Origin of the sequence: Ruegeria arenilitoris, assembly GCF_013035425.1 — a bacterium.
GTDB classification, from domain to species: Bacteria; Pseudomonadota; Alphaproteobacteria; order Rhodobacterales; family Rhodobacteraceae; genus Ruegeria; species Ruegeria arenilitoris_A.
The window spans coordinates 107,176-133,909 of sequence record NZ_WQHX01000003.1; the positions used below are offsets into that span (position 1 = coordinate 107,176).

The 26,734-nt window shown below is 53.8% G+C and carries 32 protein-coding genes; 15 read left to right on the forward strand and 17 right to left on the reverse strand.

The window, feature by feature from the left end; genetic code table 11:
- Positions 1-5 precede the first annotated feature (5 nt).
- Positions 6-2,009, forward strand: a complete 2,004-nt coding sequence (locus GOV45_RS09480) for a cellulase family glycosylhydrolase (protein WP_367648668.1) — start codon at positions 6-8, stop codon at positions 2,007-2,009.
- A 103-nt stretch (positions 2,010-2,112) separates the two neighbouring features.
- Here GOV45_RS09480 and rpmE read toward each other — a convergent pair whose 3' ends face one another.
- Together rpmE and rplS are read right to left on the reverse strand one after the other, a co-directional pair.
- Positions 2,113-2,334, reverse strand: a complete 222-nt coding sequence (rpmE, locus tag GOV45_RS09485) for a 50S ribosomal protein L31 (protein ID WP_170476780.1) — start codon at positions 2,332-2,334, stop codon at positions 2,113-2,115.
- A gap of 11 nt (positions 2,335-2,345) precedes the next feature.
- Positions 2,346-2,729, reverse strand: coding sequence for a 50S ribosomal protein L19 (gene rplS, locus GOV45_RS09490; protein WP_170478030.1), 384 nt, complete (start codon positions 2,727-2,729; stop codon positions 2,346-2,348).
- 379 nt (positions 2,730-3,108) lie between these two features.
- On the opposite strand from rplS, the gene GOV45_RS09495 reads away from it, so the two are divergent.
- Positions 3,109-3,912: a glycoside hydrolase family 25 protein gene (locus GOV45_RS09495; protein WP_170476783.1), complete on the forward strand. Its 804-nt coding sequence runs from the start codon at positions 3,109-3,111 to the stop codon at positions 3,910-3,912.
- 132 nt (positions 3,913-4,044) lie between these two features.
- Here the strand turns inward: GOV45_RS09495 and trmD are convergent, their stop codons facing one another.
- The 11 genes from trmD to GOV45_RS09550 form a co-directional block, all read right to left on the reverse strand.
- Entirely contained in the window at positions 4,045-4,854 is an 810-nt protein-coding gene (gene trmD / locus GOV45_RS09500) for a tRNA (guanosine(37)-N1)-methyltransferase TrmD (protein WP_170476784.1), read from the reverse strand.
- Positions 4,851-5,666 carry a hypothetical protein gene (locus GOV45_RS09505; RefSeq protein ID WP_170476786.1) on the reverse strand — a complete coding sequence of 272 codons (816 nt, stop codon included), beginning with the start codon at positions 5,664-5,666 and terminating at the stop codon, positions 4,851-4,853. Before GOV45_RS09505 ends, trmD begins: the two co-directional genes overlap by 4 nt.
- Positions 5,666-6,169: a ribosome maturation factor RimM gene (gene rimM, locus GOV45_RS09510; protein ID WP_170476788.1), complete on the reverse strand. Its 504-nt coding sequence runs from the start codon at positions 6,167-6,169 to the stop codon at positions 5,666-5,668. The genes GOV45_RS09505 and rimM overlap by 1 nt, the downstream gene beginning before the upstream one ends.
- 146 nt (positions 6,170-6,315) lie before the next feature.
- Positions 6,316-6,951 (reverse strand): 5,6-dimethylbenzimidazole synthase, encoded by a 636-nt coding sequence (gene bluB / locus GOV45_RS09515; protein WP_170476790.1) that lies wholly within the window; start codon positions 6,949-6,951, stop codon positions 6,316-6,318.
- Between the two features lie 13 nt (positions 6,952-6,964).
- On the reverse strand, positions 6,965-7,360 hold the full coding sequence (gene rpsP / locus GOV45_RS09520; RefSeq protein WP_170476791.1) for a 30S ribosomal protein S16: 396 nt from the start codon (positions 7,358-7,360) through the stop codon (positions 6,965-6,967).
- A 69-nt stretch (positions 7,361-7,429) separates the two neighbouring features.
- The gene (locus tag GOV45_RS09525) at positions 7,430-7,726 is read right to left on the reverse strand and encodes a chorismate mutase (RefSeq protein ID WP_170476793.1); all 297 of its coding nucleotides are present in this window, start codon (positions 7,724-7,726) and stop codon (positions 7,430-7,432) included.
- The gene (locus GOV45_RS09530) at positions 7,723-8,274 is read right to left on the reverse strand and encodes a GNAT family N-acetyltransferase (protein WP_170476795.1); all 552 of its coding nucleotides are present in this window, start codon (positions 8,272-8,274) and stop codon (positions 7,723-7,725) included. Before GOV45_RS09530 ends, GOV45_RS09525 begins: the two co-directional genes overlap by 4 nt.
- Positions 8,271-8,819, reverse strand: coding sequence for a GNAT family N-acetyltransferase (locus tag GOV45_RS09535; protein ID WP_170476796.1), 549 nt, complete (start codon positions 8,817-8,819; stop codon positions 8,271-8,273). Before GOV45_RS09535 ends, GOV45_RS09530 begins: the two co-directional genes overlap by 4 nt.
- Positions 8,816-9,358: a GNAT family N-acetyltransferase gene (locus GOV45_RS09540; RefSeq protein ID WP_170476798.1), complete on the reverse strand. Its 543-nt coding sequence runs from the start codon at positions 9,356-9,358 to the stop codon at positions 8,816-8,818. The genes GOV45_RS09535 and GOV45_RS09540 overlap by 4 nt, the downstream gene beginning before the upstream one ends.
- Positions 9,355-10,860, reverse strand: coding sequence for a signal recognition particle protein (ffh, locus tag GOV45_RS09545; RefSeq protein WP_170476800.1), 1,506 nt, complete (start codon positions 10,858-10,860; stop codon positions 9,355-9,357). The genes GOV45_RS09540 and ffh overlap by 4 nt, the downstream gene beginning before the upstream one ends.
- 160 nt (positions 10,861-11,020) lie before the next feature.
- The gene (locus GOV45_RS09550; protein WP_170476801.1) at positions 11,021-11,539 is read right to left on the reverse strand and encodes a hypothetical protein; all 519 of its coding nucleotides are present in this window, start codon (positions 11,537-11,539) and stop codon (positions 11,021-11,023) included.
- Between the two features lie 90 nt (positions 11,540-11,629).
- On the opposite strand from GOV45_RS09550, the gene GOV45_RS09555 reads away from it, so the two are divergent.
- Positions 11,630-12,160 (forward strand): prolyl-tRNA synthetase associated domain-containing protein, encoded by a 531-nt coding sequence (locus GOV45_RS09555; RefSeq protein ID WP_170476803.1) that lies wholly within the window; start codon positions 11,630-11,632, stop codon positions 12,158-12,160.
- Here GOV45_RS09555 and GOV45_RS09560 read toward each other — a convergent pair whose 3' ends face one another.
- Entirely contained in the window at positions 12,161-12,901 is a 741-nt protein-coding gene (locus GOV45_RS09560; RefSeq protein ID WP_170476805.1) for an aspartate/glutamate racemase family protein, read from the reverse strand. It abuts the gene before it with no gap.
- Between the two features lie 73 nt (positions 12,902-12,974).
- On the reverse strand, positions 12,975-13,556 hold the full coding sequence (locus GOV45_RS09565; RefSeq protein WP_170476807.1) for an FMN-dependent NADH-azoreductase: 582 nt from the start codon (positions 13,554-13,556) through the stop codon (positions 12,975-12,977).
- A 118-nt stretch (positions 13,557-13,674) separates the two neighbouring features.
- Here GOV45_RS09565 and GOV45_RS09570 point away from each other — a divergent pair, with 118 nt between their 5' ends.
- The 4 genes from GOV45_RS09570 (at position 13,675) to GOV45_RS09585 (ending at position 16,335) form a co-directional block, all read left to right on the forward strand.
- Positions 13,675-14,553: a LysR family transcriptional regulator gene (locus tag GOV45_RS09570; RefSeq protein WP_170476809.1), complete on the forward strand. Its 879-nt coding sequence runs from the start codon at positions 13,675-13,677 to the stop codon at positions 14,551-14,553.
- Entirely contained in the window at positions 14,541-15,464 is a 924-nt protein-coding gene (locus GOV45_RS09575) for a DMT family transporter (protein WP_170476811.1), read from the forward strand. The genes GOV45_RS09570 and GOV45_RS09575 overlap by 13 nt, the downstream gene beginning before the upstream one ends.
- An 80-nt stretch (positions 15,465-15,544) precedes the next feature.
- Positions 15,545-15,823 (forward strand): hypothetical protein, encoded by a 279-nt coding sequence (locus tag GOV45_RS09580; RefSeq protein ID WP_170476812.1) that lies wholly within the window; start codon positions 15,545-15,547, stop codon positions 15,821-15,823.
- A gap of 98 nt (positions 15,824-15,921) precedes the next feature.
- Positions 15,922-16,335, forward strand: a complete 414-nt coding sequence (locus GOV45_RS09585; RefSeq protein ID WP_170476814.1) for a universal stress protein — start codon at positions 15,922-15,924, stop codon at positions 16,333-16,335.
- A gap of 7 nt (positions 16,336-16,342) precedes the next feature.
- Here GOV45_RS09585 and GOV45_RS09590 read toward each other — a convergent pair whose 3' ends face one another.
- Complete coding sequence (locus GOV45_RS09590; RefSeq protein WP_170476816.1) at positions 16,343-16,678, reverse strand: ArsR/SmtB family transcription factor; 336 nt, start codon at positions 16,676-16,678, stop codon at positions 16,343-16,345.
- Between the two features lie 394 nt (positions 16,679-17,072).
- On the opposite strand from GOV45_RS09590, the gene GOV45_RS09595 reads away from it, so the two are divergent.
- From GOV45_RS09595 to GOV45_RS09615, 5 genes are all read left to right on the forward strand, one after another.
- Positions 17,073-17,405 (forward strand): AtpZ/AtpI family protein, encoded by a 333-nt coding sequence (locus tag GOV45_RS09595; protein WP_170476818.1) that lies wholly within the window; start codon positions 17,073-17,075, stop codon positions 17,403-17,405.
- A gap of 2 nt (positions 17,406-17,407) precedes the next feature.
- Positions 17,408-18,166, forward strand: coding sequence for a F0F1 ATP synthase subunit A (locus tag GOV45_RS09600; protein ID WP_170476819.1), 759 nt, complete (start codon positions 17,408-17,410; stop codon positions 18,164-18,166).
- A 48-nt stretch (positions 18,167-18,214) separates the two neighbouring features.
- Positions 18,215-18,439, forward strand: coding sequence for a F0F1 ATP synthase subunit C (locus GOV45_RS09605; protein WP_008755373.1), 225 nt, complete (start codon positions 18,215-18,217; stop codon positions 18,437-18,439).
- Positions 18,440-18,525: 86 nt separating this feature from the next.
- Positions 18,526-19,077, forward strand: a complete 552-nt coding sequence (locus GOV45_RS09610; RefSeq protein ID WP_170476821.1) for a F0F1 ATP synthase subunit B' — start codon at positions 18,526-18,528, stop codon at positions 19,075-19,077.
- A gap of 5 nt (positions 19,078-19,082) precedes the next feature.
- Positions 19,083-19,643 carry a F0F1 ATP synthase subunit B gene (locus GOV45_RS09615; RefSeq protein ID WP_170476825.1) on the forward strand — a complete coding sequence of 187 codons (561 nt, stop codon included), beginning with the start codon at positions 19,083-19,085 and terminating at the stop codon, positions 19,641-19,643.
- Between the two features lie 613 nt (positions 19,644-20,256).
- Here GOV45_RS09615 and GOV45_RS09620 read toward each other — a convergent pair.
- Positions 20,257-21,027: a FadR/GntR family transcriptional regulator gene (locus GOV45_RS09620; RefSeq protein WP_170476826.1), complete on the reverse strand. Its 771-nt coding sequence runs from the start codon at positions 21,025-21,027 to the stop codon at positions 20,257-20,259.
- 159 nt (positions 21,028-21,186) lie between these two features.
- Between GOV45_RS09620 and GOV45_RS09625 the strand changes: the two genes are divergently transcribed.
- The 3 genes from GOV45_RS09625 to GOV45_RS09635 all read left to right on the forward strand — a co-directional run bounded on the left by GOV45_RS09625 (position 21,187) and on the right by GOV45_RS09635 (position 26,610).
- Positions 21,187-22,374: a PLP-dependent aminotransferase family protein gene (locus tag GOV45_RS09625; protein ID WP_170476829.1), complete on the forward strand. Its 1,188-nt coding sequence runs from the start codon at positions 21,187-21,189 to the stop codon at positions 22,372-22,374.
- A 375-nt stretch (positions 22,375-22,749) separates the two neighbouring features.
- A complete protein-coding gene (locus GOV45_RS09630) occupies positions 22,750-26,205 on the forward strand; it encodes a chromosome segregation SMC family protein (RefSeq protein WP_170476831.1) in 3,456 nt (1,151 codons plus the stop codon).
- A 54-nt stretch (positions 26,206-26,259) separates the two neighbouring features.
- A complete protein-coding gene (locus tag GOV45_RS09635) occupies positions 26,260-26,610 on the forward strand; it encodes a hypothetical protein (RefSeq protein ID WP_170476833.1) in 351 nt (116 codons plus the stop codon).
- Positions 26,611-26,734: the final 124 nt, after the last annotated feature.

Sequence of the window (26,734 nt, forward strand, 5' to 3'; positions counted from 1 at the left end):
GTATTGTGAGAAACATACATTCGATACTGTTTATTATATGTCTTTGCCTCTTCACGCTGCACTCAGCCCGCGATGTTGCTGAAGCCTCGGAAGACTGGCCACTAGACAAAATCACACTTCGGACCGCGACACCGGACTTAAGTGGGTTGAACCACAAACCTGCGGGCATTCACGGGCGCGTAATGGCGCAAGGGGATCAACTGATCTTCGAAGACGGTACGCCCATCCGGTTTTGGGGCGCAAATCTGCAGGCATACGCTATTTACTTTACCGAGCCTCGGAACATTAAGGCGCATGCAAAAAGGTTGGCTCAGTTGGGCTTCAATCTGGTGCGAATTCACCATCACGACTCCGATTGGGTTCAGCCGAACATATTTGGCGAGAATGCGAAAACTACGACCCAGCTCAATCCTGCGTGGTTGAACAAGCTGGATCAATGGATAACTGCCCTAAAGGACGAAGGTATCTACATCTGGCTCGATCTTCATGTTGGCCGCCGCTTTACTGCGTCAGACGGAGTAGAAAATTTCGAAGAACTTGCCGGTGGGCAGGACAAAGCTGATGCCGTGGGTTTCAACTTTGTTTCACCAAGCATCGAACGCCTTATGAAAGAATTTCAAACCGCGTTTCTGTCCCACAAAAACAAATACACAGGTCTGAGTTATTCTGAAGAGCCAGCCGTGATTGCCGTTCAGATTACCAATGAAAACGATCTGACACATCATTTTGGGAACATACTTTTACCAGACAAAGGCGTTCCACGGCATTCCGAAACTTACATGGCTTTGGCAAATGCATTCGCAAAGGAACAAGGGTTTGACGCGGAAAGGACTTGGCGGGCGTGGGAGTTTGGGCCGTCCAAGATTTTTCTTAACGACCTTGAGCACAAGTTCTTTGACAGGATGGCACAGTCAGTCCGGGATACCGGGTTTGACGGGTTAATTTCCACGACGAGCCTTTGGGGCGAGATGTCAATTGCCGGTTTGCCCTCGCAAATGCGCGGGGGCATCATTGATACGCACAGCTATGGATGGGAAGGAGAAATAGATTTTGATCCGCGGCAACGAGCAGGTTTGCTTGATTGGTTAGCTATCGCACAAGTCGACGGTCTGCCTCTGAGCGTTTCTGAGTGGAATATCGGGACTACTTTGGCTGAAGATCGTTTTGTTGCACCCGTTCGTGTGGCTGCAATGGCCGCGTTTCAGGGGTGGGACGCAATGATGGTCTACGGGTATTCGCAACAAGGATTGAATGGACATGTTTTTCCTGAAAACTGGAGCATTGCCAGTGATCCGGGAATGATCTGGATGATGCCCGCTGCCGCGATCCTTTACCGCGCCGGGCATATAAGGCAGGCAGAACAAACCTATGCCTTGTGCCCCGATGCTTCAGATTTCTTTGGCCGTTCGATTGCACCCGATACTTCCATTGGCATTCGTACGATCATTGAGCAAAGCCGGTTAGTTACGTGTATGCCCGAGACACCCGCTTTGCCATGGCTGACTGCGACTAACCTGACTGGTAAAAGTTACCAGGACTTGGATCCTGATCGCTCTTATCTAAAGTCGGGATCGGGCGTGGTTGAAGCAGATACCGGAGAGTTTTTCAGAGCATTCGAAAAAGGTCAGTTTGTCGTTAATGCTGAAAACAGTCAGATAGTTGCCGGGCGTTTTCACGGCGAACCCGTAAAGACATCAAATGTTGAGTTTAACGTCGATAACCCTATGGCAGCGATCGCAGTGCAGAGTTTGGATCAATCAGCGTTAACGCAAGCACGGCGCATTCTTATTTCGATTTCCGGACGCGCGATTTCTGTACATCCCGAAGACGAGAATTTCCGTATTGAACCCATAACAGGCATTTTGCGGATACAAGCTCGGCCAGATTTGGAATTGATTTCCCGTGACGGGCGCGTCGGTGACGTATCAGCAGCGCACACCGTCAAAGATGGCGTTCACGAGATCGATTTGGGAAAGGTAAAGGGAAGTCGCTGGCTCTATCTTGAATGATCGCCATACCATTCTGGTTTGGGTTGCCGAATTCGGCGTCGACCATATCAAAATTAAAAAGCCGCCCGAAAGAGGGCGGCTTTCGAAATCAGAATGGAATGGATCAGAAACCCAGACCTTCGTACTTCTTTTTGAATTTCGATACGCGACCACCTGCATCCAACAGACGGGTACCGCCGCCGGTCCAAGCCGGATGAGAGGACGGGTCGATTTCCAGAGCAAGCTGATCGCCTTCTGAACCCCATGTCGACTTCATCTGAACGATGGTGCCATCGGTCATCTTGACGTCGATGAGGTGATAATCGGGATGGATGTCTTTTTTCATCTTTCCGCTCCTTACGCCTCGGCGCCAGCCTTGGGCTTATAGTTGGTGACTTCTGCGATACGCGCGGACTTACCGCGGCGCGTGCGCAGATAGTACAGTTTGGCGCGGCGGACTTTACCGCGGCGAACAACGGTGATGCTGTCAATGTTTGTCGAATACAGCGGGAAAACACGCTCCACGCCTTCGCCAAACGAAATTTTGCGAACAGTGAACGATCCGGCGATTCCATCGCCGTTCTTGCGCGCGATACAGACGCCTTCGTAGTTCTGAACACGCGTGCGTGAGCCTTCGGTCACCTTATAGCCGACACGAATGGTGTCGCCGGCCTTAAAGTCGGGGATGTCTTTCCCCAGGGCGGCTATCTGTTCCGCCTCAAGCTGTGCGATCAGGTCCATCGCAGTTACTCCTATCTGCTCGTGGTTGGTCCACGAAGTTTGGGCACGGTCTGAGAGCTCTTGGTCTTCATCGGGTCCTGCGAACAGCCCGCCAGAGTTCAGATCGAATGTTTCTTCGGCTTGGCTTGCTATGTTGTGCCCTTGCAGAAGAAAGCCGGGCGTAGTGCCAAGTAGCAAACCAAAACACCGGAGTCACTTGGCGTGGCACCGGATTGAGGTCGTTTAAGGAATTTGAAGCCGGTGATCAAGCCTAAATTGTCGTAAAACAGAGGGCATACGGTGGGTTTTCGCCGTCTGAGAAATGTATCGTTGCCTTGTTCCGTCGATCAGGCATTCTTGGGGTAATTATACGAGCAGATTTCAAGCATAGGAACAGACGATGCGCAAAGCCGTCATTTTGGCCATCTTGGCCGTCGCGCTAATTTCATGCGGGCGTCGCGGCCCCCAGCCGCAGGCTGTCGAACCCATGGCATTTGCTGACACGACTTCTCCGTCAGTTATATTCCCGAAATTCGGGGATGCGGATCCTCACGATTGGGAAGGGCGGCATCCCGGGCTTTACCCGGTTCACGGGTTGGATGTTTCACGATGGCAGGGTCAAATTGATTGGCGAACTGCCAAGGCTGCAGGGGTAAGTTTCGCCTTTATCAAGGCGACGGAAGGCGGGGATTTTTCCGACCCGCTTTTCGACGATCACCGGCGAGGCGCGCAGGCGGCGGGCGTACCTTGGGGGGCCTATCACTACTATTATTTTTGTCGTCCGGCTGCAGAACAGGCCCGATGGTTTATTCGCAATGTACCCAAGGGTGCAGACCTGCCACATGTGCTGGACATGGAATGGACGCCTCATTCCAAAACCTGCACTCTTCGTCCGGATGGGGAAACAATTCGCGCCGAAGCAGAGCGTTTCCTTAGCATCTTGGAGCGACATTATGGTCGCCGGCCCATCATTTACACCACAGTAGATTTTTACGAAGATACAGACATCGCACGATTGCCCAAAACGGATTTTTGGTTGCGCTCAGTCGCGGGCCATCCGCGCAATGTTTATCCACGAACCATTTGGCGGTTTTGGCAGTACACTGGCACCGGTCTGGTTCCAGGGGTAAAGGGCAAGGTGGACATCAACACTTTCAATGGCTCGCCAGATATATGGGCCCGGTGGAAGGCTGGGGCCTCCTGATCATGAATATGCCTGTTTAAGCCAATATTCGTGCAGTTTTTGTTCACTCAGAACTGGCGGCTGGTAAATTGAAAGTTTGCGGGTCCAACAACAATAATTGGTATCAGCGGCACGCAGTTAGATCGCTGCGACTTAATCATTATTCTTTTTCTGTGACCTTAAATAGCTCTCCCACAAATCTGGTCGCCGCTCGCGGGTGATTTGCTCCGACATTTCATGGCGCCAATTCGCGATACGACCGTGATGACCCGACATAAGAATATCAGGGATATTTAGGCCGTTCCATTCCGCAGGGCGCGTGTATTGCGGGTGTTCCAGTAGACCGGAGGAAAAACTCTCTTGCTCTGTGGAAGCCTGATTGCCCAGAACGCCCGGGATAAGCCGAACCGTGGCGTCGATAAGCGCCTGGGCCGCGATTTCCCCCCCGGTTAATACGAAATCGCCCAAGGAGACTTCCTGAACTCCGTAGTGTTCCAAGGCGCGCTCATCCACACCTTCAAATCTACCGCACAACAGGGTGATGCCGTCGCAACGCGCCAAATTCTGCATCATCTGTTGGTTCATCGGGCGACCACGAGGGCTGAGGTAGATGATAGGCCAGTTGCCCCGTATACCCGTCATGGCATACTCGATGGCTTCGCCCAGAACGTCAGCACGCAAGACCATGCCCGCGCCGCCGCCTGCGGGGGTATCGTCGACATTTCGATGCTTGCCGACACCAAACTGCCGTAGATCGATCGTATCAAGCTGCCACAAGCCGTCTTGCAAAGCTTTACCGGTTAAGCTTTCACCCAAAACGCCGGGAAAGGCGCCAGGAAACAGAGTGATTATTTTGGCCTTCCAAACTCCGTGCAGGTCCGGCGTTGCCGTCATCAACTCGCGCGGTGTCAAGGTAGGGCGGATCGCCTTGCGGCCGTGGGATTTGCCGGATTGGTCTGTCATTCTGTACCGATCAGGTCGTTTTGGGCGTGTCTATCAAGAGCCTTCTTTTGCCGAAACAGTTCGCCTTCGTCCAGAGTGGACCGATTCAATGCTAACATTTCCGAAAGCACGGTATCGGGCAACGCGGGGTTGGTGTGTGAAGGCGTCACAAGTTTGCCGACCTGATCTTTTGACATACCAAGAAATTCTGCGAAGGGTGCGCCAGGGCCAAGTGGTTGCTCTCGCAAATCTTCCAGCCATCGAGTGCGTACATCTACGTTCGGCAGGTGGTCCCGAATAGCGTTGGCCGCGTCCTCGGGTGATTGAATCGTTGTCAATCGTTCCTGATAGGTCGAAAAGTCCAGAAGCAGCCTTGTGCGTCGCAAGTCATGGGCCCACAGGCTACGAAGCCAGTCCGAGCGCCGTCTTAGCGACAGATAGAGGGTAATTTCCATGCGCTCGTTTGCAAATCGATTGCGGATCAATCCGACCAGACATGCCGCCAGGTCTGGGGCAGCCTCATAACCCACCGCAGGATTACGGCTGGGTCGCAAACCCGAGAAATTCTCTTCACTCAGTATCAGCCCGCGTCTTGCGCCAAGGTCCAATGTGCACAACATCTTGCGCATTTGATTGCTGAAAGCAGTTAGAGCGTCATGGGTTCCATAGATTGAAAAATGCGTTGCGGCGTCCGCCAGCCCTGTCTTGCGTGTGCGAAAAGGCAGAACCAGCGCGTACTGCGGCCAGATAAGTTCCCGGTTTTCAAACAAAAAGGATTGGGCTGCTGTCGTTCCGGTTTTGTGAAAACCCAGGTGCAGCATAACCCGGCGCATCAAAGCAATCCTTCGGGTGGATCGGCAACAATTCGGCCTTTTTCAAGATCGACGGTTGGAACCGCTTCGCGGGTGAATGGCAGCAAGACGGTTGAGTTCAGGCCTGGCCCATGAAGTTCCAAAAGGTCAGCCGCGCCGTGGTTCTGAACGGATTTCACGCTGCCCAGCAATGTCCCGCCAGTATCATAGACGTCAAGACCGATCAGGTCAGTGTGATAAAATTCGTCATCCGGCAACGACGGCAACTGATCACGACGCGCATACAATCGCAGGCCCTTCAGCTCGTCCGCCTGCTCTTTTGTTTCGATTCCGCCCAATCGAGCAGCAAAGCCGTTCTTGATCTGCCGTGTCAGCACAAGCGGGTAGCGTTCGTTGCCAGTGTCATCGGTCAGAGGTGAATAAACCTCGATATCCTCGGGAACCGCGCAAAAGCTTTTAAGCCTTACCTCACCGCGCACGCCGTAAGAGCCTGTGATGCTGCCTACGCAGACCAGATCACTCATCTGCGTCCTCCTTCGCATAAATTCGCCACAACGCGACCGCCGGCGTCAAGACATCTGTCTGTGTGTGCGTTACGCTCAAACAAAACTCCGGCAACGAAAGCAATGCAAAGTAATAAAGGCAATCTTATAAGTCCGAACATATGTCCTCAGCGTATTTCGATCAGCATCGCATCGCGCCGCCGCTCCCAGCCTGAGCGTTCAAGTTCAGGTTGGTCTGAGACCATTTGCGGCCGGCCAATGCAGTAATATCCCACCAAAGACCAAATGTCGGGGACGTCAAGGTCCCGTTTCAACTGTTCGGGATCCAGGATGGACACCCAACCCATTCCCAACCCCTCGACGCGCAAAGAAAGCCAGAAAAGTGTTATTGCAGACACTACGGAATACCGCCGTGTCTCAGGCATTGTAGCGGCACCCAAACCCATTCCTTTTGTGGTAGAGTCGTCGCAAAAGACTGCCAATTGCACAGGGGCTTCCTGCATGCCGGACAATTTGAGGCGGCTATAGCTCAAGGCTTTTTCACCGGAGTAGCCCGCAAGTGCCTGCTCGTTCGCCGCCTGAAAATTCTTAAGTGCGGCAGAGCGGGCGGCTTCACTATCGACACGGATCAAGCGCCAGGGTTCGCTCAATCCCACGGAAGGCGCCCTTAGAAATGCGTCGAGGCAGCGCGTGAGCACTGCCTCGTCAATTGGATCGGTGCGAAATCGGCGCACGTCACGACGAAGCCGCATCAACAGATCAAACTGCATGCGGAACTCATCGGTGAATGCGTGATCCTGCACGCTATCGTTCCGATTATTCTTCTGCTGCGGCCACTTCTTCTTCAGCGGGCGCTTCCGCAGCTTCAGTGGCTTCAGCAGCTTTCGAAGCTTTCTCTTCTGCACGTTCCTGAGCTTTCTTGCCAGGGGTGCCTTTTTGCGGGTTGTTACGCTCCGCTTTCTCACGCGTCCCGGCTGCTTCGAGCATACGTGCGATCCGGTCGGTTGGTTGCGCACCCTGATCCAGCCAGTATTGGATGCGCTCCATGTTCATTTTCACGCGCTCTTCGCTGTCTTTCGGCAGCAGCGGGTTGTAGGTGCCCAGTTTCTCGATAAAACGACCGTCGCGCGGCATACGGCTGTCGGCCGCTACGATGCGGTAGAAAGGACGTTTTTTCGAGCCGCCGCGGGCGAGACGAATTTTCATTGCCATGGTGGTATCTCCTTTGAATGGCGTGTCCGGCAAAGGCCGGTTAGTTCTGTTGTTTGCTGAACCAAAGGTTCATTCCTGTTGTTTCCTGTGGTGACGGATGACTTCCTGAATAACGAAGTTCAGGAAAGCCTTGGCGAAATCGGGATCCAATTCGGCCTCTTTCGCCATTTCTTCTAAACGCGCGATCTGAGTTGCCTCGCGCGTTGGATCGGACGGGGGAAGGTTGTGAAGTGCCTTTAACTTGCCGACGGCTTGTGTGTGTTTGAACCGCTCACCCAGCGTGTAGACAAGGATCGCATCTAGCCTATCGATGCTTTTGCGGTGCTCTTTCAAGATTGTGGCGGCCTGGGTTACAGCGTCGGTCATTGGCCATTCCTTTCGGTAGTCAATCCGGTGGTCGTAGTATCGATGTCCGGATGTCGCCAAACCTGAGCGCGTTTGCCAAGCAGCTCGCCTTCACGCTCATACGTGGCGCCAAGCCTTTCAGCCAACACGAGAGATCTATCGTTTGCATGGGCGATGTAACTTATGACCCCGTTTAGGCCCTGGTGGCGTGCCGCATAGTCGCGTCCCGATTGTGCAGCTTCGAACGCCAAGCCTTTGCCCTCGGCTTCTTCCATCAAAACCCATCCCAGCTCTGGTTCGTCCCATCCGGGTATGTCGATAATTCCCACCCACCCAACGAATTCGTTGGAGGCCTTTTCAGTCAAATGCCAGATTCCATAGCCCCTAAGCGCCCAGTGACCCAGTCGGCCCGTTAACGAGCTCCAACAACCCAGTTCATCCTTTGGACCGCCAACCATGTGGCTACGTTTCGTCGAAAAGAATGCAGTCATTGCGGGTAGATCATCCATCGAGGGTGCACGAAGGATCAGGCGCTCTGTTTCGACACTTGGAATAGCGAACGAGGTCATGCATAAGCCCCCATTCCGCCATTCACCAAATCTGCTGGTGCAGGATGTCGCCATACGTGCATGGTTCCAAACGCCGGGTGCTCATAGGTATATTCAAACTGAGCGCCCAACCTTTCGGCTACCGCCTTGCTGGCCATATTATCTGGATCAATCAGCGAAATCGCAGTTGCCCAGCCCAACACATCATAGGCATGGGCGCGAGCGGCAATGGCCGCTTCAGTGGCATAACCCTTGCCGGTTGCATGATTCATCAGGGTCCAACCAATTTCGGGCTCGGGCCAGCTGTGCGGGTACCACAATCCAACGCGACCAACATAAGCGCCCGAGTTTTTTTCCTCGACGCCCCAAAACCCGTAACCGCGCATGGCCCAGTGCCCCAAAAGCATGGCAATGGAACGCCACGTTTCGTCAGGACGCTTTGGCCCGCCAACAAACTTCGATTGTTCGCTATTAAAGAACTCTGCCTCGGCTTCAAAATCGGCCTCGCAGGGTGCTCTCATTATCAAGCGTTCAGTTTCAACAGTGGGTATGGACTCAGCGATCATCGATAGGTTTCCATCCCGCCATCGGCGTTTGTGGCAAGGTGCCGATAAACGATTGTTTCGCTGGGCGTTTCTCCCTGAGGCAAAGGTGCGTAGGCATCGCGCTTCGCACCTAGACGCCGCGCCACAGCGACTGATCCGTCGTTTCCGGGTGTAATATAACTAACGAGCGTTTCGAAACCCTGTTTCCAAGCCCAGTTCAGTGCTGCGTAGGCTGCCTCGGTTACGTACCCGTGCCCTTCGAATTGATCCAACAGCATCCAACCTATTTCGGCTTCTGGGTAATGGGCGGGTCGGTTGATTCCTACTTGGCCCACAAGTTTGCAATCTTCGGAACGTTCGATGGCCCAACTACCAAAACCAAGAAGAGACCAACTTCCAACTTCTGAGGCGATAGTCTGCCAGCTGTCTTTCAATGAGAAAGGGCCACCCATAAATCGCGAACGCTCACTACCCATCACATTGTGAAGCAAAGCAAAATCCTGCATCACGTGATGGCGCAGCTTTAAGCGCGCTGTCGTTATGGTGGGGGCTAGGTTCACTTTTTCTTTCCAAATCCGCTCAGACCCGGCGGCAGAGCCATACCGCCGCCCATACCGGGCATGCCGGGCATCTTGCCACCCATTGCTTTGGCAGCCTGTTCCAGCGCTTTTGGGTCCATACCTGCGGCCATTTCTTCCGGCGAGGGACCGCCTTTGCCGAACATGCCTTTCATGGCCTGTTTCAGCATCTTGCCTTTGCCCATCTTGCCCATCTTCTTCATCATATCCGACATCTGACGATGCATTTTGAGCAGCTTGTTGAGGTCGCTGACCTCCATGCCCGAACCGGCGGCGATGCGCTTCTTCCGGCTAGCCTGAAGTAATTGGGGGTTAGCGCGTTCGCGTTTGGTCATCGATTGGATCAGGGCGATCTGCTGGCGCAGGATCTTGTCGTCCAGACCAGCTTGATCCATCTGCTTGGCCATCTTTCCCATGCCGGGCATCATGCCCATCATGCCCTGCATGCCGCCCATCTGGATCATCTGCTCTAGCTGCAGTTTAAGGTCATTCATGTTGAACTGACCCTTGACCATGCGCTTCATCATGCGCTCGGTCTGTTCCATCTCCATCGTTTCCTGGGCCTTTTCGACCAAGGCCACGATGTCGCCCATGCCCAGAATACGGCCGGCGATCCGGTCCGGCTCGAAACTTTCGAGCGCGTCCATTTTCTCGCCCAAACCAACAAAACGAATAGGCTTGCCAGTGACCGCGCGCATCGACAACGCCGCGCCGCCGCGCCCGTCACCGTCCATTCGCGTAAGGACCACGCCTGAGATGCCGACCTTTGCGTCGAACTCCTCGGCGACCTCAACAGCGACCTGACCTGTCAGGCCGTCGACCACCAGCAGAGTTTCGCGAGGGTCAACTGCGTTGCGGACCTGTTCGACCTCATCCATCAGAACTTCGTCGATATGGAGGCGCCCCGCAGTGTCGAGCATGTAGACGTCGTAGCCGCCCAATGTCGCCTGCTGCTTTGCACGTTTGGCGATATCGACGGGTTTCTGGCCGGGAACTATCGGCAGAGTATCCACGCCAACTTGCGTGCCAAGCACTGCCAGCTGATCCATAGCTGCCGGGCGATAGACGTCCAACGATGCCATCAGAACCTTTTTGCCTTCTTTTTCCTTCAGGCGCTTGGCCAGCTTGCCTGTGGTCGTTGTTTTACCAGAGCCCTGGAGACCGACCATCAGGATCGGAGCAGGTGGGTTGTCGATCTTGAGCTTGCCGGGGTCTTCGTCACCGCGCAGCACATCAACCAATGCGTCGTGCACGATTTTGACAACCTGTTGGCCGGGGGTGACCGACTTGGTCACGGCCTGTCCAGTCGCTTTGTCCTGTACCTTCTTGACGAATTCACGGGCAACCGGAAGTGAAACGTCAGCCTCAAGCAGTGCCACACGCACTTCGCGAAGGGCCGCTTTGACGTCTTCTTCGGACAGAGCGCCCTGTTTGGTCAGCCGGTCAAAGACGCCAGAAAGGCGTTCGGATAGATTTTCAAACATGCCTTCGGCCTCCTATGCCGGTTATCTGATGGCGTGCCCTACATAGGATGCGCCGGTTAAATGCACAAACGCCCCCACGGGCGAAACTCGCTGGTGGGGGGCGATCCCTGAATGACTCAAGGGACCGGAAGGTTATTCTCTTCCGGATGTTTCGGCGGATTTAGGCGGATTGAGTGTCAGAGTCAACCACGCGCGCAGGCAGCCAGTCATTGACTGTGCTTACCATCCTGTGAGAGCCGGATCCGTTGGTAAATACCTCGACAATAGGGTGGCGGCCTGCGCTCATACCTTTGTCGAGAACTAAAACAGGACGATAAAGCGTCGAGGTTCGACCCTCACGCGTGGACGTCGTGCTTTCCAGTTCAGCATGGGACAGGTTGGATAGCTTGTGCTCGACAGCCTGATAACCAAAAACTGATTGACGGCGAATTAAGACACTGTCCTTTTTGCGGTCCAGTATTACCTGCACGCGTCGGACAAATACGCAAAAGGCGCCGAAACCTAGCCCGCCGCCGCCAAGGGCGAAAATCAAGCCGAACCAGATGTTCTCGCCCCCGGTACTCATGAGTAAAATGCCGGGGCCGACAAATGCCATAATGAAAATGATCAACATGATCCCGATGAACCATGGTGTGTCAGCAAGAATAAGTTGATCCGGTGTGTTTCGCCTGATTTTCATAGTTGCATGCTAGCACTGAACCCAACAGTTGTCCCACAGTTGAAATTCCCCGGGATATAAGCCATGAGCACCTGATATCAGGAGGTTCTCATGGATGCATCGTCTGACTTTCAGGATACATTGCCGCTTAGTTCTGACTCCTTGTTGGCGCAGATGGACGACTGGGGTCTGACTTATCGTCTGCATACACACATGCCTCTGCGCACGGTCGAGGACGCCAAGTCTGTTGAAGACCAGTTTGTGGTATCTGGCGAAAATACTCTGCGTCTTAAGAACCTTTATCTGCGTGACAGGAAAAAGCGAAACTATCTGGTGTCACTGGAGCAGAGCCGAGAGATCGACCTTAAGCAGTTGGGAAATCAGCTTGGGGTTGGCGGTCTGTCGTTTGGGTCGCCAGAGCGACTTTTGCAACACCTTGGCATCCGCCCCGGTGCAGTCAGCCCGCTGGCAATGATTAACGGGGTAAAAAGCAACGTGTTCTTTCTGATGGATGCAACGGCCCAAAGCGCGGACGTAATCAACATGCATCCGCTTGTAAATGATCGAACCGTTGCAATGCCTCGTCCGGATTTGATGGTTTTTTTTGACCGGGTCGGCTGCGCGGTCACATGGTTGCCCTGATCAATCCTCCAGTGCCCGTTTCAGCGCTGCCGAGACATGAGCGGCTGATGGATTGACGAACAAATGACCATTCGAGTCGAAGACGGGATCATCCAAATGGTCAGGGAACGCGAGTGGCAATTCCGTACAGGCTAATAGAATAGCTGCGCCGGGTTTGGCGTGGCGGTTGCAGAATTGCAGCAGACGCGTTCGGGCTTTTCTTGAGGCGCCGCCATAAAAGTCTTCGTCGATCATCTCTTGCATCTCAGCAATCTCGGCCTCGGGTAACCGCTCATTTGCTTCAATGCCTTTTGCCGAAAGGTGCTGTGCATAGTTGTCGGCTTGCATGGTCACCGTTGTTCCAAGCACCAAAGCGTTCGCAGCCCCTGTCTTAGCCGTCGTCTCTGCAGTCGCATCGAATATACTGAGGATATCAATCGAGACACCTTCGCGGATTGCGTGCAATCTGGCGTGCGGAGTGTTTGACGCGATAATAGCAAAGTCGCACCCAGAACGCTCCAGCGAAAACATGGCATTGCGAAAAACGGCATCGAACGCGGCCCAGCTATCTTCATCGCCAGGTTCGCCTCGTAAAGCACGAGTTTCGGACTGAGTTACCGACTCGATTGTCATCGGGGGTACGGGCAGGGGAGAGGAGTACCCACGTTCAGTGTAGTAACGTCCTGCACCCTCAGCGATGCCCCGATAATAGTCCACGGTTGACGCCCAGCCCACACCGCCCAGAATTCCAATCTTTTTCATGCTAAAAGTCCAATCAGCAATCACCTTGATGGCTGCAGATTGGACGTTTCATACGGCAAAAACCAGACTGAGATTATGCAGCCAGCGACGACACAGCTTGATGAGCATTCTTAAGAGCCGATTGCGCATCCAATGCCATCTGATCCGCAGCTACGACGTCGACATTGCTGATGCCCATGAAGCCAAGCACATGGCGCGCATAGTCGGTGGCAAAATCAATTTCCGATCCGACCGCAGTTCCACCGGATGCGATCGCAAGAACAACCCGCTTTCCCTGCAATAAACCGACAGGGCCGTTTTCGGTGTATTTAAAAGTCAGGCCAACACGGGCGACAAGATCGATCCACGCCTTAAGAGCGGCCGGGATCGAAAAGTTATAAATGGGTAAGCCGATTACAATCGCGTCTGCCTGCTGCAATTCACGTACCAACTCGTCCGATATTGACAACAGATCTCGTTGTACAGCGTCTCGCTGATCTGCTGGCGTGAAGTTGGCGGTTATCCATTCCTCGGTCAAAAGGGGTAAAGGCGTAGCCAGATCGCGACGGATAATGCGAGCGGGATCAAGGTGTTTCACCACGCGACCGGACAGGTCACGAGACGTCGAGTCTTTGCGTCGTGGCGATGCATCAATGTGAAGGACGGTCTTGGTCATATCGGCTGCTCCTTGCAGGGTGATGTGAATTCCGTTCCCAATATGATTGTTGCGTTTTCGAACAAAACACGGATATACCAACAGGTATTGTTGGTATTTGCACATAGGAATATTTGCAATGGACAATTGGGATGAAGTGAGAACTGCCTATCAGGTGGCTCGGATGGGTACTGTCAGCGGCGCGGCCGAAGTCCTGGGCGTACACCATGCGACCGTCATCCGTCACATCGATGCCATCGAGTCCCGTCTTGGTGTAAAACTGTTTCAACGCCACGCACGCGGGTACACTCCGACCGATGCGGGAGAGGACCTTTTGCGGGTAGCTCAAGCAACTGAAGATCAGTTCAACCAACTTGTCGGGCGAATGAAAGGGCGTGGTGACGACGTGTCTGGGGAACTTGTGGTGACCTCGCTGGCCTCGCTCGCTCCACTTGTCGTCCCGACGCTGACTGAGTTTCAGCAGATGCATCCTGATCTGATCGTGCGTTACCTGACTGGGGATCGGCTGTTTCGGCTAGAATATGGTGAAGCACACGTAGCCATACGTGCAGGCGCAGTCCCGGATCAGCCGGATAATGTGGTGCAGCCCTTTGGTGCTTTGGAAATCGGTTTGTATGCCAGCAAGTCTTATATCTCCAGTCGCGGCAAACCGGCGAGCGTCGAGGATTTTGCCAACCACCTGTTCGTTGGCAGCGATGACGAAGAAAGCCGAGCACCTTTTTCCAAATGGTTGCGTGAAAACGCCCCGACTGAAGCCATCATCTTCCGATGCACCAATAATCTTGCCATTCGCGAGGCTGTGAAGGCTGGCGCGGGGATCGGCTTCATGGCGCGCTGGGAGGCGGCGCGCCTGCCGGATCTTGTCGAGGTGATGGAACCGTTGCCAGAGTGGTCGGGAAGTTTGTGGCTGGTGACGCATGTTGACCTGCACCGCACGAACAAAGTGCAGACCTTTCTGACATTCCTGAAGGAGGCGGCCAAAAAATGGAGGCCCTAACCCCTCAGGGGCGCGGGCACGTTGCGATGTTTGCATTTTCTGCACTTGTTGCGGGAAGCTTTTCGCTGGGATCCATGATTGCAAATGAAATCGCGCCCGCGGCATTGACTGCGATGCGTTTTGCGATTGCCGCAGGTATCATCGGGGTTGCTGCACTGCTGACAACTGGTTTGTCTTCCGGTTCGGCACAGGCGCCTTGGCGGTATTTCGTGCTAGGCGGCTTATTCGCTACCTATTTTGTTCTGATGTTTTACGGCCTCAAGACGGCGCCTTCGGTAAGCGCGGCCGCGGTATTCACGTTAACTCCGATAATGTCGGCCTTTGCGGGATGGTTTTTGCTGCGACAAATAACGACACCACGCATGGCGTTCGCGTTAACCGTCGGGGCTTTTGGCGCGCTATGGGTGATATTCAGGGCCGACTGGAAATCGTTTCAAGCCTTTGAAATAGGTATTGGGGAACTCATCTATTTTTGCGGCTGTGCGGCGCATGCGGTTTACACCCCCATGGTTCGAAAGTTGAACCGGGGTGAGCCTGCCGTTGTCTTTACTTTTGGAACATTGATGGCCGGATGTCTGCTGCTTGTGATTTATGGCTGGCGGGATATTGTCTCCACCAATTGGTTGACCTTACCGGTTATGGTATGGAGCGGCCTTTTGTACCTTTCAGTCTTTGCCACAGCCGCCAGCTTTGTTTTGGTGCAATTTGCCGCCATGCGCTTACCGTCCGCAAAGGTGATGGCCTACACCTATTTGGTGCCGAGCTGGGTAATTCTGTGGGAGGTCGCCCTGGGCAATGGCACGCCACCCGGGTTGATCATTTTGGGCGTTCTATTGACGGTCGTGGCGTTGCTACTGCTGCTTAAAGACGAGGCGCCCAGCCCTACATCAAAACAAAGCGTCTTAGATTGATCATTGCTTTTTCTTTAGGTTCCGACGCATCCTGTCCAACGGAAAAGGCAAGGCCGGTATCCAATTTGGAAAACGCGAACATGAACCGATATTTCTCAATCACCATTTTGTGTGTTTTGGGCGCTTGCGCTCCGGATAGCCAAAGCAGTGTGGACATTACCGATCTACAAGCAAGCTGCGAGGCTCTGGTTTCTGCGCAAACCGGGGTGAACGCTCGTGACGTCGCGGCCATTTCGACAAAATCCCTGCCGACTGGGTCCGTGACCACCGTTTCAGTTGCCGGAGCCGCTGCACCTTGGCTGTGTGAGGCCGGACCAACAGGCGTTGTATTCGGTGTTGAATACAGCGAGGAAGGTTGAAACTCCCTCGCGGCGTCAATGCGCTAAATACCTTTGAGGCAGATCAAAGCTTTCCCCAAGCCTCCCGCCTATCATTGCGATAAGTAGGAGGAGTAATCATGTTCGAACACATAATGTTCCCCGTTGATCTGCATATGCCGCCAGAAGTCTACAAGGCCGCCAAAGTCGCGACCGAAGTGGCTAAATGGCAAAACGCTAAGATAACGTTGGTCAGCGTTACCGGTACGCAACCCGGTGATGTAACACAATCCGAGTCGTCGATCACCGCGGATCTTGCTGCTCTGGCCGAGAAATTATCTGAGCAAAGTGGTTCAGAAGTGGACACACTCAATATTCACTCGGTTGATGTGGCAATTGAAGTTGACGGTGATCTAAGACGCGCAGCAGAAGATATGGGCGCGGATTTGATCGTTGTCGGTACGCACGCGCCGCGTATCACGGATCATATTTTCTCGAGCCACGCTGGATACTTGGCAAAGCACGCTAAAATGTCGGTGTTTGTCGTGAGGTAAAGCCTGTTCAGGTTTCTTCTGCGTTGGGAATCTCGATTTCCAAAAACCGCTCAAATGCATCCAGGTTGACAGGTTCGAATTGACCGAAACCCTGCATCCAAACTGACGCAGACCTCAGGGCGTCGGGTTCCAGCTTGCACCATTTCACGCGGCCACGCTTTTCTTGTGAAATCAGGCCGGCTTTGGTCAAAATCACCAAATGTTTTGAGATGGCTGCCAGCGACATCTCAAATGGCTCGGCGACGTCCGTAACGGCCATGTCATCCTCTAGCAGCATCGCCAGAATAGTACGGCGGGTGGGGTCGGCAAGGGCCGAAAAAACGATGTCCAAAGGTTCATTCATACGCCAGTTTTAGTCGCTTACGTTCAAAGCGAAAAGGGCCTCGTAGCATTGGAAGTTTGTCAGTACGTGCAGAAAGCACAGGGTTCTGACTTTGCTGAACGGATTGGGGCAATCCCACGTCACGCGCCCCGAGTTCCGCATTGGGCTGTTTGACTAAACCGTTTCCTTGCGTGCATGCGCATTTAGTTGAACAATCAACCAAAAGGTTGAATATGCGCATTTCCTTATTTGGTTACAATCAAAGCATTCCTTTCAAATCTGGGCTGAAGATCGTTGAGAAATTAATTTATTAATATCAATTAGTTAACTGGAATTTTTTAGCGACATCTAGGCCGTTGACTCTGCGCCCTAAGCCCCTTAGCACCATGCGCAAGACTGTGCGAGGGAAACGCCCGTGACCGACGATGACCAAAAGCAGCGTATGGCGCAGCTTGAGGCCAAGATCGAGGCGGCCAAAAAGGCCAGGGAACCGGCCCCACGCGCAGACGCGGACGTGTCCGGAGGCGAGCTTGCCTGGAGGATGGTCATTGAAATGGTATCCGGTCTAGGGATCGGATTCGGCATCGGATATGGGCTGGATAGCCTGTTCGGGACGATCCCGATATTTCTGGTGCTGTTCACATTGCTGGGCCTTGTCGCCGGGGTAAAGGTTATGCTCCGCAGCGCCAAAGAGGTTCAAGATAAACAAGCGGCTGCCGAGGCAGCCGTAAAGGACGAGAGGGACTGAACGTGGCGACCGAGACCACCGAAGCAGAAGGCAGCAGCCTGGTTTTCCATCCGATGGATCAGTTCATCGTCAAGCCGCTTTTCGGCGATGGCGGAATTGCGTGGTACACGCCCACCAACGTGACACTTTGGTTGTTCCTGGCCATTGCTGCTGTATTTGGCTTATTGGTTTTGAGTACCTCGAAGCGAGCCATCGTTCCAACGCGGATGCAGTCAGTGGCCGAACTCGCCTATGGCTTTATCTACAAGATGCTGGAAGACATTTGCGGCAAGGAGGGCGTCAAGTACTTCCCCTATGTGATGACTCTGTTCATGTTCATCGTCTGCGCGAACTTCTTGGGCATGTTACCCATGTCCTTTACCACCACATCACATTTCGCCGTAACAATCCCACTCGCACTGGCCGTGTTCCTGACTGTGACCGTTCTAGGTTTCGTCAAGAACGGTGCCGCGTTTCTGGGGTTGTTCTGGGTATCCAGCGCACCCATGGCGCTGCGCCCGGTTCTTGCGATCATCGAGCTGATATCGTACTTTGTGCGCCCCGTCAGCCACTCCATTCGTCTTGCTGGTAACGTCATGGCAGGCCACGCCGTCATCAAGGTTTTCGCAGGTTTTGCTGCGATCGCCGCGATCTCGCCCGTGTCCGTTCTGGCGATTACCGCAATGTATGGTCTTGAGGTTCTTGTGTCCTTTATCCAGGCCTACGTTTTCACCATTCTGACCTGTGTTTATCTAAAAGATGCACTGCATCCTTCTCACTAAGGTCTGATAACCCAACATCGAAACTTCCAATTCGTAAGGAGAAACATCATGGAAGGCGATCTCGCACACATCGGCGCAGGCCTGGCAGCAATCGGTTCCGGCGCAGCCGCAATCGGGGTGGGCAACGTTGCAGGAAACTTCCTGTCTGGCGCCCTGCGCAACCCTTCGGCGGCTGCATCGCAGACCGCAACCCTCTTTATCGGTATCGCGTTCGCAGAAGCGTTGGGAATCTTCGCATTCCTTGTCTCGCTGCTGCTGATGTTCGCCGTCTAATCTGCGGAACCTGATCCTTACGCGCAGGTGGGCTCAAGCCATAGTGGCCCACCTGTTGTAAAGACAACGTTCCGACGGAGGACATCATGGCGACTGAACCCATTAGCGAAGAAGTAGTTGGCTCTTGCGTTGACTCCTATGGCTCTGCCATCGGGATGCCGCAGCTCTGCTTTGATTGGTTCCCCAACCAGATTTTCTGGCTGGTCATTACGCTGGTCGTCATCTTTCTGGTCCTGTCTCGCGTAGCTTTGCCCCGTATCGCGGCAATCCTGGCAGAGCGGCAGGGGACCATTACAAATGACCTGGCTGCGGCCGAAGATCTAAAGGCCAAAGCGGTCGAGGCTGAAGAAGCCTATAACAAGGCGCTGGCCGATGCCCGTGCTGAAGCGCAGCGTATCGCCGCCGAAGCGCGTGCTGAAATCCAGGCCGATCTGGATGAAGCGATAGTTAAGGCGGATGCTGAAATCGCTGCAAAAGCGGCTGAATCGGAAAAGGCAATTGCTGAAATCCGAGCTGGCGCGTTGGAAAGCATTCAAATTGTTGCCAAAGACACGGCGGCCGAATTGGTAACCACGCTTGGGGGCAAGGCAGACGCCGATGCCATTTCCAAAGCCGTTGACGCGCAAACAAAAGGATAAGTGACATGCGGAGAACCCTTGCCTTTATCCTGACCGCAGGAGCCGCCAGCCCAGCATTCGCTGCAAGCGGCCCATTTTTCTCGCTCGGCAATACTGACTTTGTCGTCACCCTTGGCTTCATAGTTTTCATTGCGGTCCTTTTCTATTTCAAAGTTCCTTCAATGATTGGCGGTGCGTTGGACAACCGAGCTGAAGCGATTAAGTCCGATCTGGACGAAGCTCGCGCCTTGCACGAGGAAGCCCGCAGTCTTTTGGCCTCGTATGAACGTAAGCAGCGCGAAGTGCAGGGTCAGGCTGACGCCATCGTTGCAGCGGCAAAAGAGGATGCGTCTCTGGCCGCTGAACAGGCCAAGGCTGAGCTGGAGAAGTCTATCGCGCGCCGTCTGGCGGCAGCTCAGGATCAGATTGCTTCGGCCGAGGCGACGGCAGTCAAAGAAGTGCGAGACCAAGCAGTTACCGTTGCCGTGTCGGCAGCGAACGAGGTTCTAGCCAAGCAGATGACGGCCACACAGGCGAACAAGTTGATAGACGCAGCAATTGCTGATGTAGGCGATAAGTTACACTGACTTTCCAAATCTATCCCAACTCGAAAAAAACCCGGCCAAAGAGCCGGGTTTTTTGGTGTGAATAATTTGACGTTCTGGCTCCGTCGGCAATGGGCAGGTAGTCGCCCGCTAAACCTGCTGTTGATAAGTGAAGTCTAGAAGACCATTCATGGGGCGGCTTTGTCACCAGACAATTGGCGCGAGGAGGGTTACCGCAATCTCTACTTGAAAGGTGCAGAGATTCAGAAAAGACAGAATCCAGTTGGAATGCTTCGTTCGCACCGTCTCCAGACGCTTGCTGAAATTGGAAATTGTTCACTCCATGCTACTCTTTCTGCAATTTAGTAGAGCACCAATTGAACAAACCCATCGGCGCCAAGGAAAGCTAAGTGCGGACAAAGCCGCAGCGCGTTCAATCGAAAAAGCAGACCCATAAAGACAAGTTAGCTCATATTATCGAGCGATAGGTGAGATGTTCGCGATGGTGGTGTGATCAGCTATCGACCATGTAGAAACTGAGCAAATCTAGTAAGGTTGTACTTTTAACAACAAAGCGGCGACCAACGCGCCTTTGGCTAACTTAGGGTTAAGGCGCGAAATAACAGCTAGGTGCCGGGAAGATGCCAACCAATCATCAGGTTTCTCTCGTTTCATGTTGCAGTCTTTGTTGAGCTACGGCTTCGTTTTTTTGGGCCTTTTGTTGGTCTGCCATGCATTGTTCAACGAAGTTAAGGTGACGCTCAACAGCCGCTCGCGCGCCTTTGGGGTCGCGGTCCTGCAGGGCGGCGTTGATAGCGCGGTGTTGGTCCAGAATGGCATCGCGCGTGGTGCGCTGTTGGAACATGATCTGTCGGTTGTAGAACACGCCCTGCCGCAGCAGATCGAACATCGACCGCATCATATGCAGCATCACCACGTTGTGGCTGGCCTCGATGATGGCCATGTGGAACTGGGCATCCAGATGCGCCTCTTCCTCGGCAGCATTGCGGTCATGGGCGGCTTCCATCTTGTCCAGAATGGCCTGAACAACCTTCAGGTCGCTATCTGATCCCATCCGCGCGGCACGTTCGGCCGCCAGCCCCTCCATATCGCGGCGGAAAGAGAGGTAATCGAACACGGCCTCATCGTGACTGCTGAACAACCGGATCAGGGCTGGGGAAAATGCTGAACCCAACACTTCTGCTACATATATGCCTGACCCTGCTTTTGAGGTCAGCAATCCTTGTTTCTGCAGATCTGCAATGGCCTCTCGCAACGAAGGGCGCGACACACCCATTCTTTCGGCGAGTTCCCGTTCTGAAGGCAGGCGTTCACCGGGTCGCAAAATACCGCGCAGGACCAGCAGCTCGATATGTCTAACAACGGCTAGGGAAAGTTTCTCGGTCTGGACTTTTTGGAACGGCATGGCCGGATTCTGCGAAATTGGTCAAATCATATGACCACGTATCCACACTGTGTTCAATGAACCGAATTCACTTTCCTTGAAATATTAGGTCAGTATTGTTGACTTTAAACAACGTTCTCGTAGCTTGCGCGGGTTAAACGGCCAAAGAGGAACACGCCAATGGACCAACTGTTCGCTACCCGTGCATCACGGATGAAAGCATCCGAGATACGCGAATTGTTGAAGCTGCTGGACCAGCCTGGCATTATTTCTTTCGCGGGTGGCATCCCCGACCCCGCTTTGTTTCCGGCCAGTGAGTTCGCTCAGGCGTTTCAGCTTGCCTTAGGTCCCAAGTATCAATCGCAAGCGCTGCAATATTCGGTCAGTGAGGGCTATGTTCCACTGCGCCAATGGTTGGCAGACCACATGAAGCAAATTGGCGTTTCATGCGGAATCGATAACATCCTGATTACTTCGGGATCGCAGCAGGCGCTTGATTATCTGGGTAAGCTGTTTCTTTCACCCAGTGATACTGCTTTGGTGGGGTGGCCAACCTACTTGGGAGCCCTTGCAGCTTTTAACGCATACGAGCCGCGTTTTGACAGGCTAAGTATCAACGGCAATCGTAGAGCAGCTGAGTATCGGGCTGGGACCGGAGATATAAAGTTTGCCTATTTGTCGCCCGATTTTGCCAACCCGACAGGTGAAACGGTCGATTTACGAAGCCGCGAAGCATTATTGAACTTGGCTGAGGAATTGGATTGTGCCGTGATCGAAGACGGTGCTTATCAGGCGCTACGTTATGATGGCGATCCCATTCCGCCGATTTTGGCGCTTGAAATTTCTCGCAAACAGTCGATTGAAAAGTGCCGGACTATCTATTGCGGCAGTTTTTCAAAAACGCTGTCGCCCGGCTTGCGGGTTGGGTGGGTGGTTGCTGCCAAACCGGTGATTTCGCAACTGGTTCTCATGAAACAGGCTGCGGATCTGCATTCCGCTACAATCAACCAGATGGCAGTGCATCGCGTTGCAGAGGCTTGTTTCGAGACCCATATTCCAATGCTGCGTCAAGTGTATAGGTCACGCCGGGATGCGATGCTGGCCGCACTGGATCAATTCATGCCCGAGGGCGTTCAATGGACCAAACCCGAAGGCGGGATGTTCGTTTGGGTGACTCTGCCTAAGGGCATGGATGGGTCAACTCTGTTGTTGCGGGCACTGGCAACGGTCAAGGTGGCGTTTGTTCCCGGGCAAGCATTTTTCCCCGACGAAACAGGAGCCAACAACTTACGCCTCAGCTTTTCGAATTCAGATGAGAAAACGATACAAGAGGGCATACAGCGGCTCGGAGAAGTACTGCGGATGTAAGGCATAAAGATTGCATTAACCTTATTGCGTCAAGCCGCTTGAAGGATCCGCGATTGCAGGGGCCAAAAATATGAAACTGTCCAATATTGGAAGTTCTAGGTGACGCAGCAGAAATTCTTGGGATTATCGGCTGTCATTAGGAACTGGGTGGGTATTTGTAGCATGCCGTTGGCCCTCGCCCCAATTACGGTTGCAACGAATTTGGTAGATAGGATTACTTGGTTTTCGCGTGCGAGTCCTATTGAGGACCGGGTGATTTTGCCAAGATATTGTGGATAACTTAGGGCTTTGGGCCATATCCTGCGTATGTCCGTTGACTTGAGCCCAAGTGACGCGCAGACTTCCGGACCATAGGAATCACAGGAACAGCCACCGTTGCGTTTCAGCAAACTCAAACTGACTGGCTTTAAAAGCTTTGTTGATCCGACCGATCTGATCATCGCGGATGGGCTGACTGGTGTAGTGGGCCCGAACGGATGCGGCAAGTCCAACCTGCTTGAAGCCCTGCGTTGGGTAATGGGCGAAAATCGTCCTAAATCCATGCGCGGCGGCGCGATGGAGGACGTGATTTTTGCCGGAGCCGCGACGCGTCCAGCCCGCAATTTCGCCGAAGTAGTCCTAACGATGGACAATTCCGATCGCCTTGCACCTTCGGGATTTAATGAAAGTGACCAACTTGAGATTGTTCGACGTATTACCCGTGACGTCGGCAGTGCCTACAAGACGAATGGCAAAGATGTCCGTGCGCGAGATGTACAAATGCTGTTCGCGGATGCTTCGACGGGCGCCCATTCGCCTGCGCTGGTGGGGCAGAACAGGATCGCCGAGTTGATCAACGCCAAACCGCGTGCTCGCCGCAGAATTTTGGAAGAGGCGGCTGGTATCTCCGGGCTGTATCAGAGGCGGCACGAAGCAGAGCTTAAACTAAAGGGAACCGAGACCAATCTAACCCGGGTTGATGACGTGCTGGAGCAGTTGGGTGCCCAGCTTTCGCAACTGGCCCGCCAGGCCCGTCAGGCCGCTCGCTATCGGGAAATTGGCGAGCAATTGCGCAAGGCCGAGGGGATGTTGCTTTATCGTCGCTGGAAAGAGGCGGACATTGCCCGCCAGCAGGCCGAAGAAAAATTGCGTGATCGGGTCACCGAAGCGTCCCGGGCAGAAGCCGAGGCCAGAGCCGCAGCGGCCAGGCGTTCCCAGATCGAAGAAACTTTACCTCCGTTGCGCGAAGAAGAGGCCGTTGCCGCCGCAGTTCTTCAGCGCCAACATGTGCAACGCGATGCTTTGACCGATCAGGAAACCCGCGCGCGCCAGACGATTGAAACTCTGACCAGTCGAATTCAACAGCTCGGCAACGATATTGACCGTGAGACTGGCCTTAACCGTGATGCGGGCCAGATGATCGAGCGTCTGGAATGGGAAGCGCGTGAACTTGCCAAAGCGGCCGAAGGCCACGAAGACAAAGTGTTGGAGGCTGCCGAAGTTGCGCGCGAGGCCGCCTCAATTCTGCAGGATAGGGAAGATCTTCTTTCGCAAGAGACGGAAGATACAGCGCGTCTTATAGCCCGTCATCAATCTGCTCAGCGTTTAGTCGAAGATGGTCGCAAGACATTGGCACGGAGCGAGGCAGAAGAAGAAAAGGCTCGTTCCGCGGTTGATGAGGCCGAAACGACGCTGAGCCGCGCTGGTGAAGCATTTGAAACTGCAAAAACTGGTGAAGAACAGGCGCGCGAGGTCGCGGAGGCGGCCGAAGAAGCTTTGACAACTGCCGACGAGATGCGTTCTGAAACTCAGGCACGAGAGGCGGAAGCCCGCGCAAAGCGTTCAGAGGCTGAAGGCGAGCTTGGCGCAATCCGCGCCGAAGCAAGTGCACTGGCTAAATTGGTTGAAAGAGACACCGCAGAAGGCGGGCAGGTGCTTGACCTGTTGCGCGTGGCTCCCGGATATGAAAAAGCGCTTGGTGCCGCACTTGCTGATGACTTGCGCGCGCCTTTGGTCGAGGGCGACGGGCCGTCCGGCTGGGTGCGGGTTTCGGGATATGACAGCGACCAGCCTTTGCCCGAAGGGGCAGAACCATTAGCTTTGTATGTCTCTGGTCCTGACCGCCTTAGCCGCAGGATCGCTCAGATTGGGCTGGTCGATGCGGATCAGGGTGCCCGTCTTCAGGCATCGCTGAAACCAGGCCAAAGGCTAGTTTCTCAGTCAGGGGATTTGTGGCGCTGGGACGGTTTTCGCGCCTGGGCCGAAGACGCGCCAAGCGCTGCCGCACTGCGTCTGGAGCAATTGAACAAATTAGAAGCTCTCAAGCAAGAACTGGCTCGGACCGAAGCGCAGGCGGATGGCGCACGCGCAGCGCACGAAGCATTGTCGCAGAAATTGGCTGATGTGACCGAAGCAGACCGCCGCGCCCGCGAAGCTCGTCGTGCTGCAGATCAGCGCATGGCTGAAACCGCGCGACAGCTTAGCCGGGCCGAAGCGGACCGTAATTTGGCGCAAGGGAAATTGGAGACCCTTACTCTGGCGGTTGAACGCCACAAGGAAGATGCAATGTCAGCCCGTGCGCAGTTGCGCGAAGCCGAGGCCGCGCTGACCAGTTTGGGTGATCTGGACACCGCCCGCGCAAAGGTTGAGGATATTAAACAAACGGTTGAGGCAGCTCGGATCACAATGCTGACCCACCGTTCGACTCACGATGAATTGCGCCGCGAGGGCGAAGCGCGAACCCGCCGTGCACAAGAGGTAACCAAAGATCTTAGTGGATGGCGGCACAGGCTGGAAACGGCTGAAAAACGTATTTCTGAACTTGCTGAACGTAAGGAAAGTTCGGAAGAAGAGCTGTCGGAAGCGATGGCCGCCCCAGGCGAAATCGCGGAAGCTCGCGAGGAACTCAACGAACTGATAGAAACCGCTGAGGGACGTAGGGTTGAAGCTGCCGACAAGTTGGCTGAAGCAGAAACACAGCAGCGCGAAGCCGTTATGGCAGAGCGGGAGGCAGAACGTTTGGCCTCCGAAGCCCGCGAAACCCGCGCTGCTGCTGAAGCAAGGTGCGATGCCGCCAAAGAGAGTGTCGCCGCTGCCGCTGAACGAATTGCAGAGGATCAACAGTTGACACCGAACCAGTTGCTCAACCAACTGGAGGTTAACCCCGACCAGATGCCTGCCGCCGACGCATTAGAGGCAGAAGTAAATCGGCATAAGCGCCAGCGTGACGCAATGGGCGCGGTGAACCTGCGCGCTGAAGAGGATTCGAAAGAAGTTCAGGAAGAATTCGATACACTGAACAGTGAAAAAGCTGATTTAGAAGAGGCGATCAAAGCTCTGCGGAGTGGGATTGCCAGCCTCAACCGTGAAGGGCGTGAGCGACTGCTGACTGCGTTTGAACAGGTGAACTCGAACTTTGCGATGTTGTTCAAACACCTTTTTGGTGGTGGTGAAGCAAATTTGGTTATGGTTGAAAGCGACGACCCACTAGATGCAGGACTGGAAATTATGTGCCAGCCACCTGGCAAAAAGTTGTCAACCCTCAGCCTGCTTTCTGGCGGGGAACAAACTCTGACCGCTACTGCACTGATCTTTGGTGTGTTCCTCGCCAACCCAGCACCGATATGTGTGTTGGATGAGGTTGACGCACCTTTGGATGATGCAAACGTAACCCGTTTCTGCGATTTACTTGATGAGATGTGTCGTCAAACCGATACACGATTCCTCATCATTACTCACCACGCAGTGACCATGGCGCGAATGGATCGTCTTTTTGGTGTCACCATGCAGGAGCAAGGCGTAAGCCAACTGGTTTCCGTCGACCTTAACAAGGCCGAACAGATGGTTGCCTAAACGATCAACACAAAGTTATGTCAGGTTTATAACCGATCAGGTTAGACTAGTGACATGACCCGTTTCTTGATCGTGACCCTGCTGTTTTCCTGCCCCGTTTGGGCCGCCGAATGGTCCACTAAGCCCGGAGATATTCCATTGTCGACCGAGGAGCTGGAAGCTTTGGCAGGTCGGACATTGACCTTCTATGACAATGGCAAGTCCAAATTTTCCGCTGGCGGTGCGTATTCATACACCTATGCCAGCGGAGAGTCTGCCTTTGGAACATATTCGATCGCCGAGGATGGAAGTGTTTGCGTATCTTACCGAAATGGGTTCGGTCGCTGCGACCTTTATGTTTTTAGTGATGATCGGCTGATTTTGATTGATCAAAAGGGCAACCGCTTTCCGGTGCGTGATGAGTAAATGATCTAAAAGCTCAAATCGACTGGATCGTTTGATAGGTTTTTTGCCTTCTTTGCCTTTTAATAGAAGCATATTTTCACATAGCCCGTGATAATCATCTCAGTGTGCTATATTTTGCAGGACA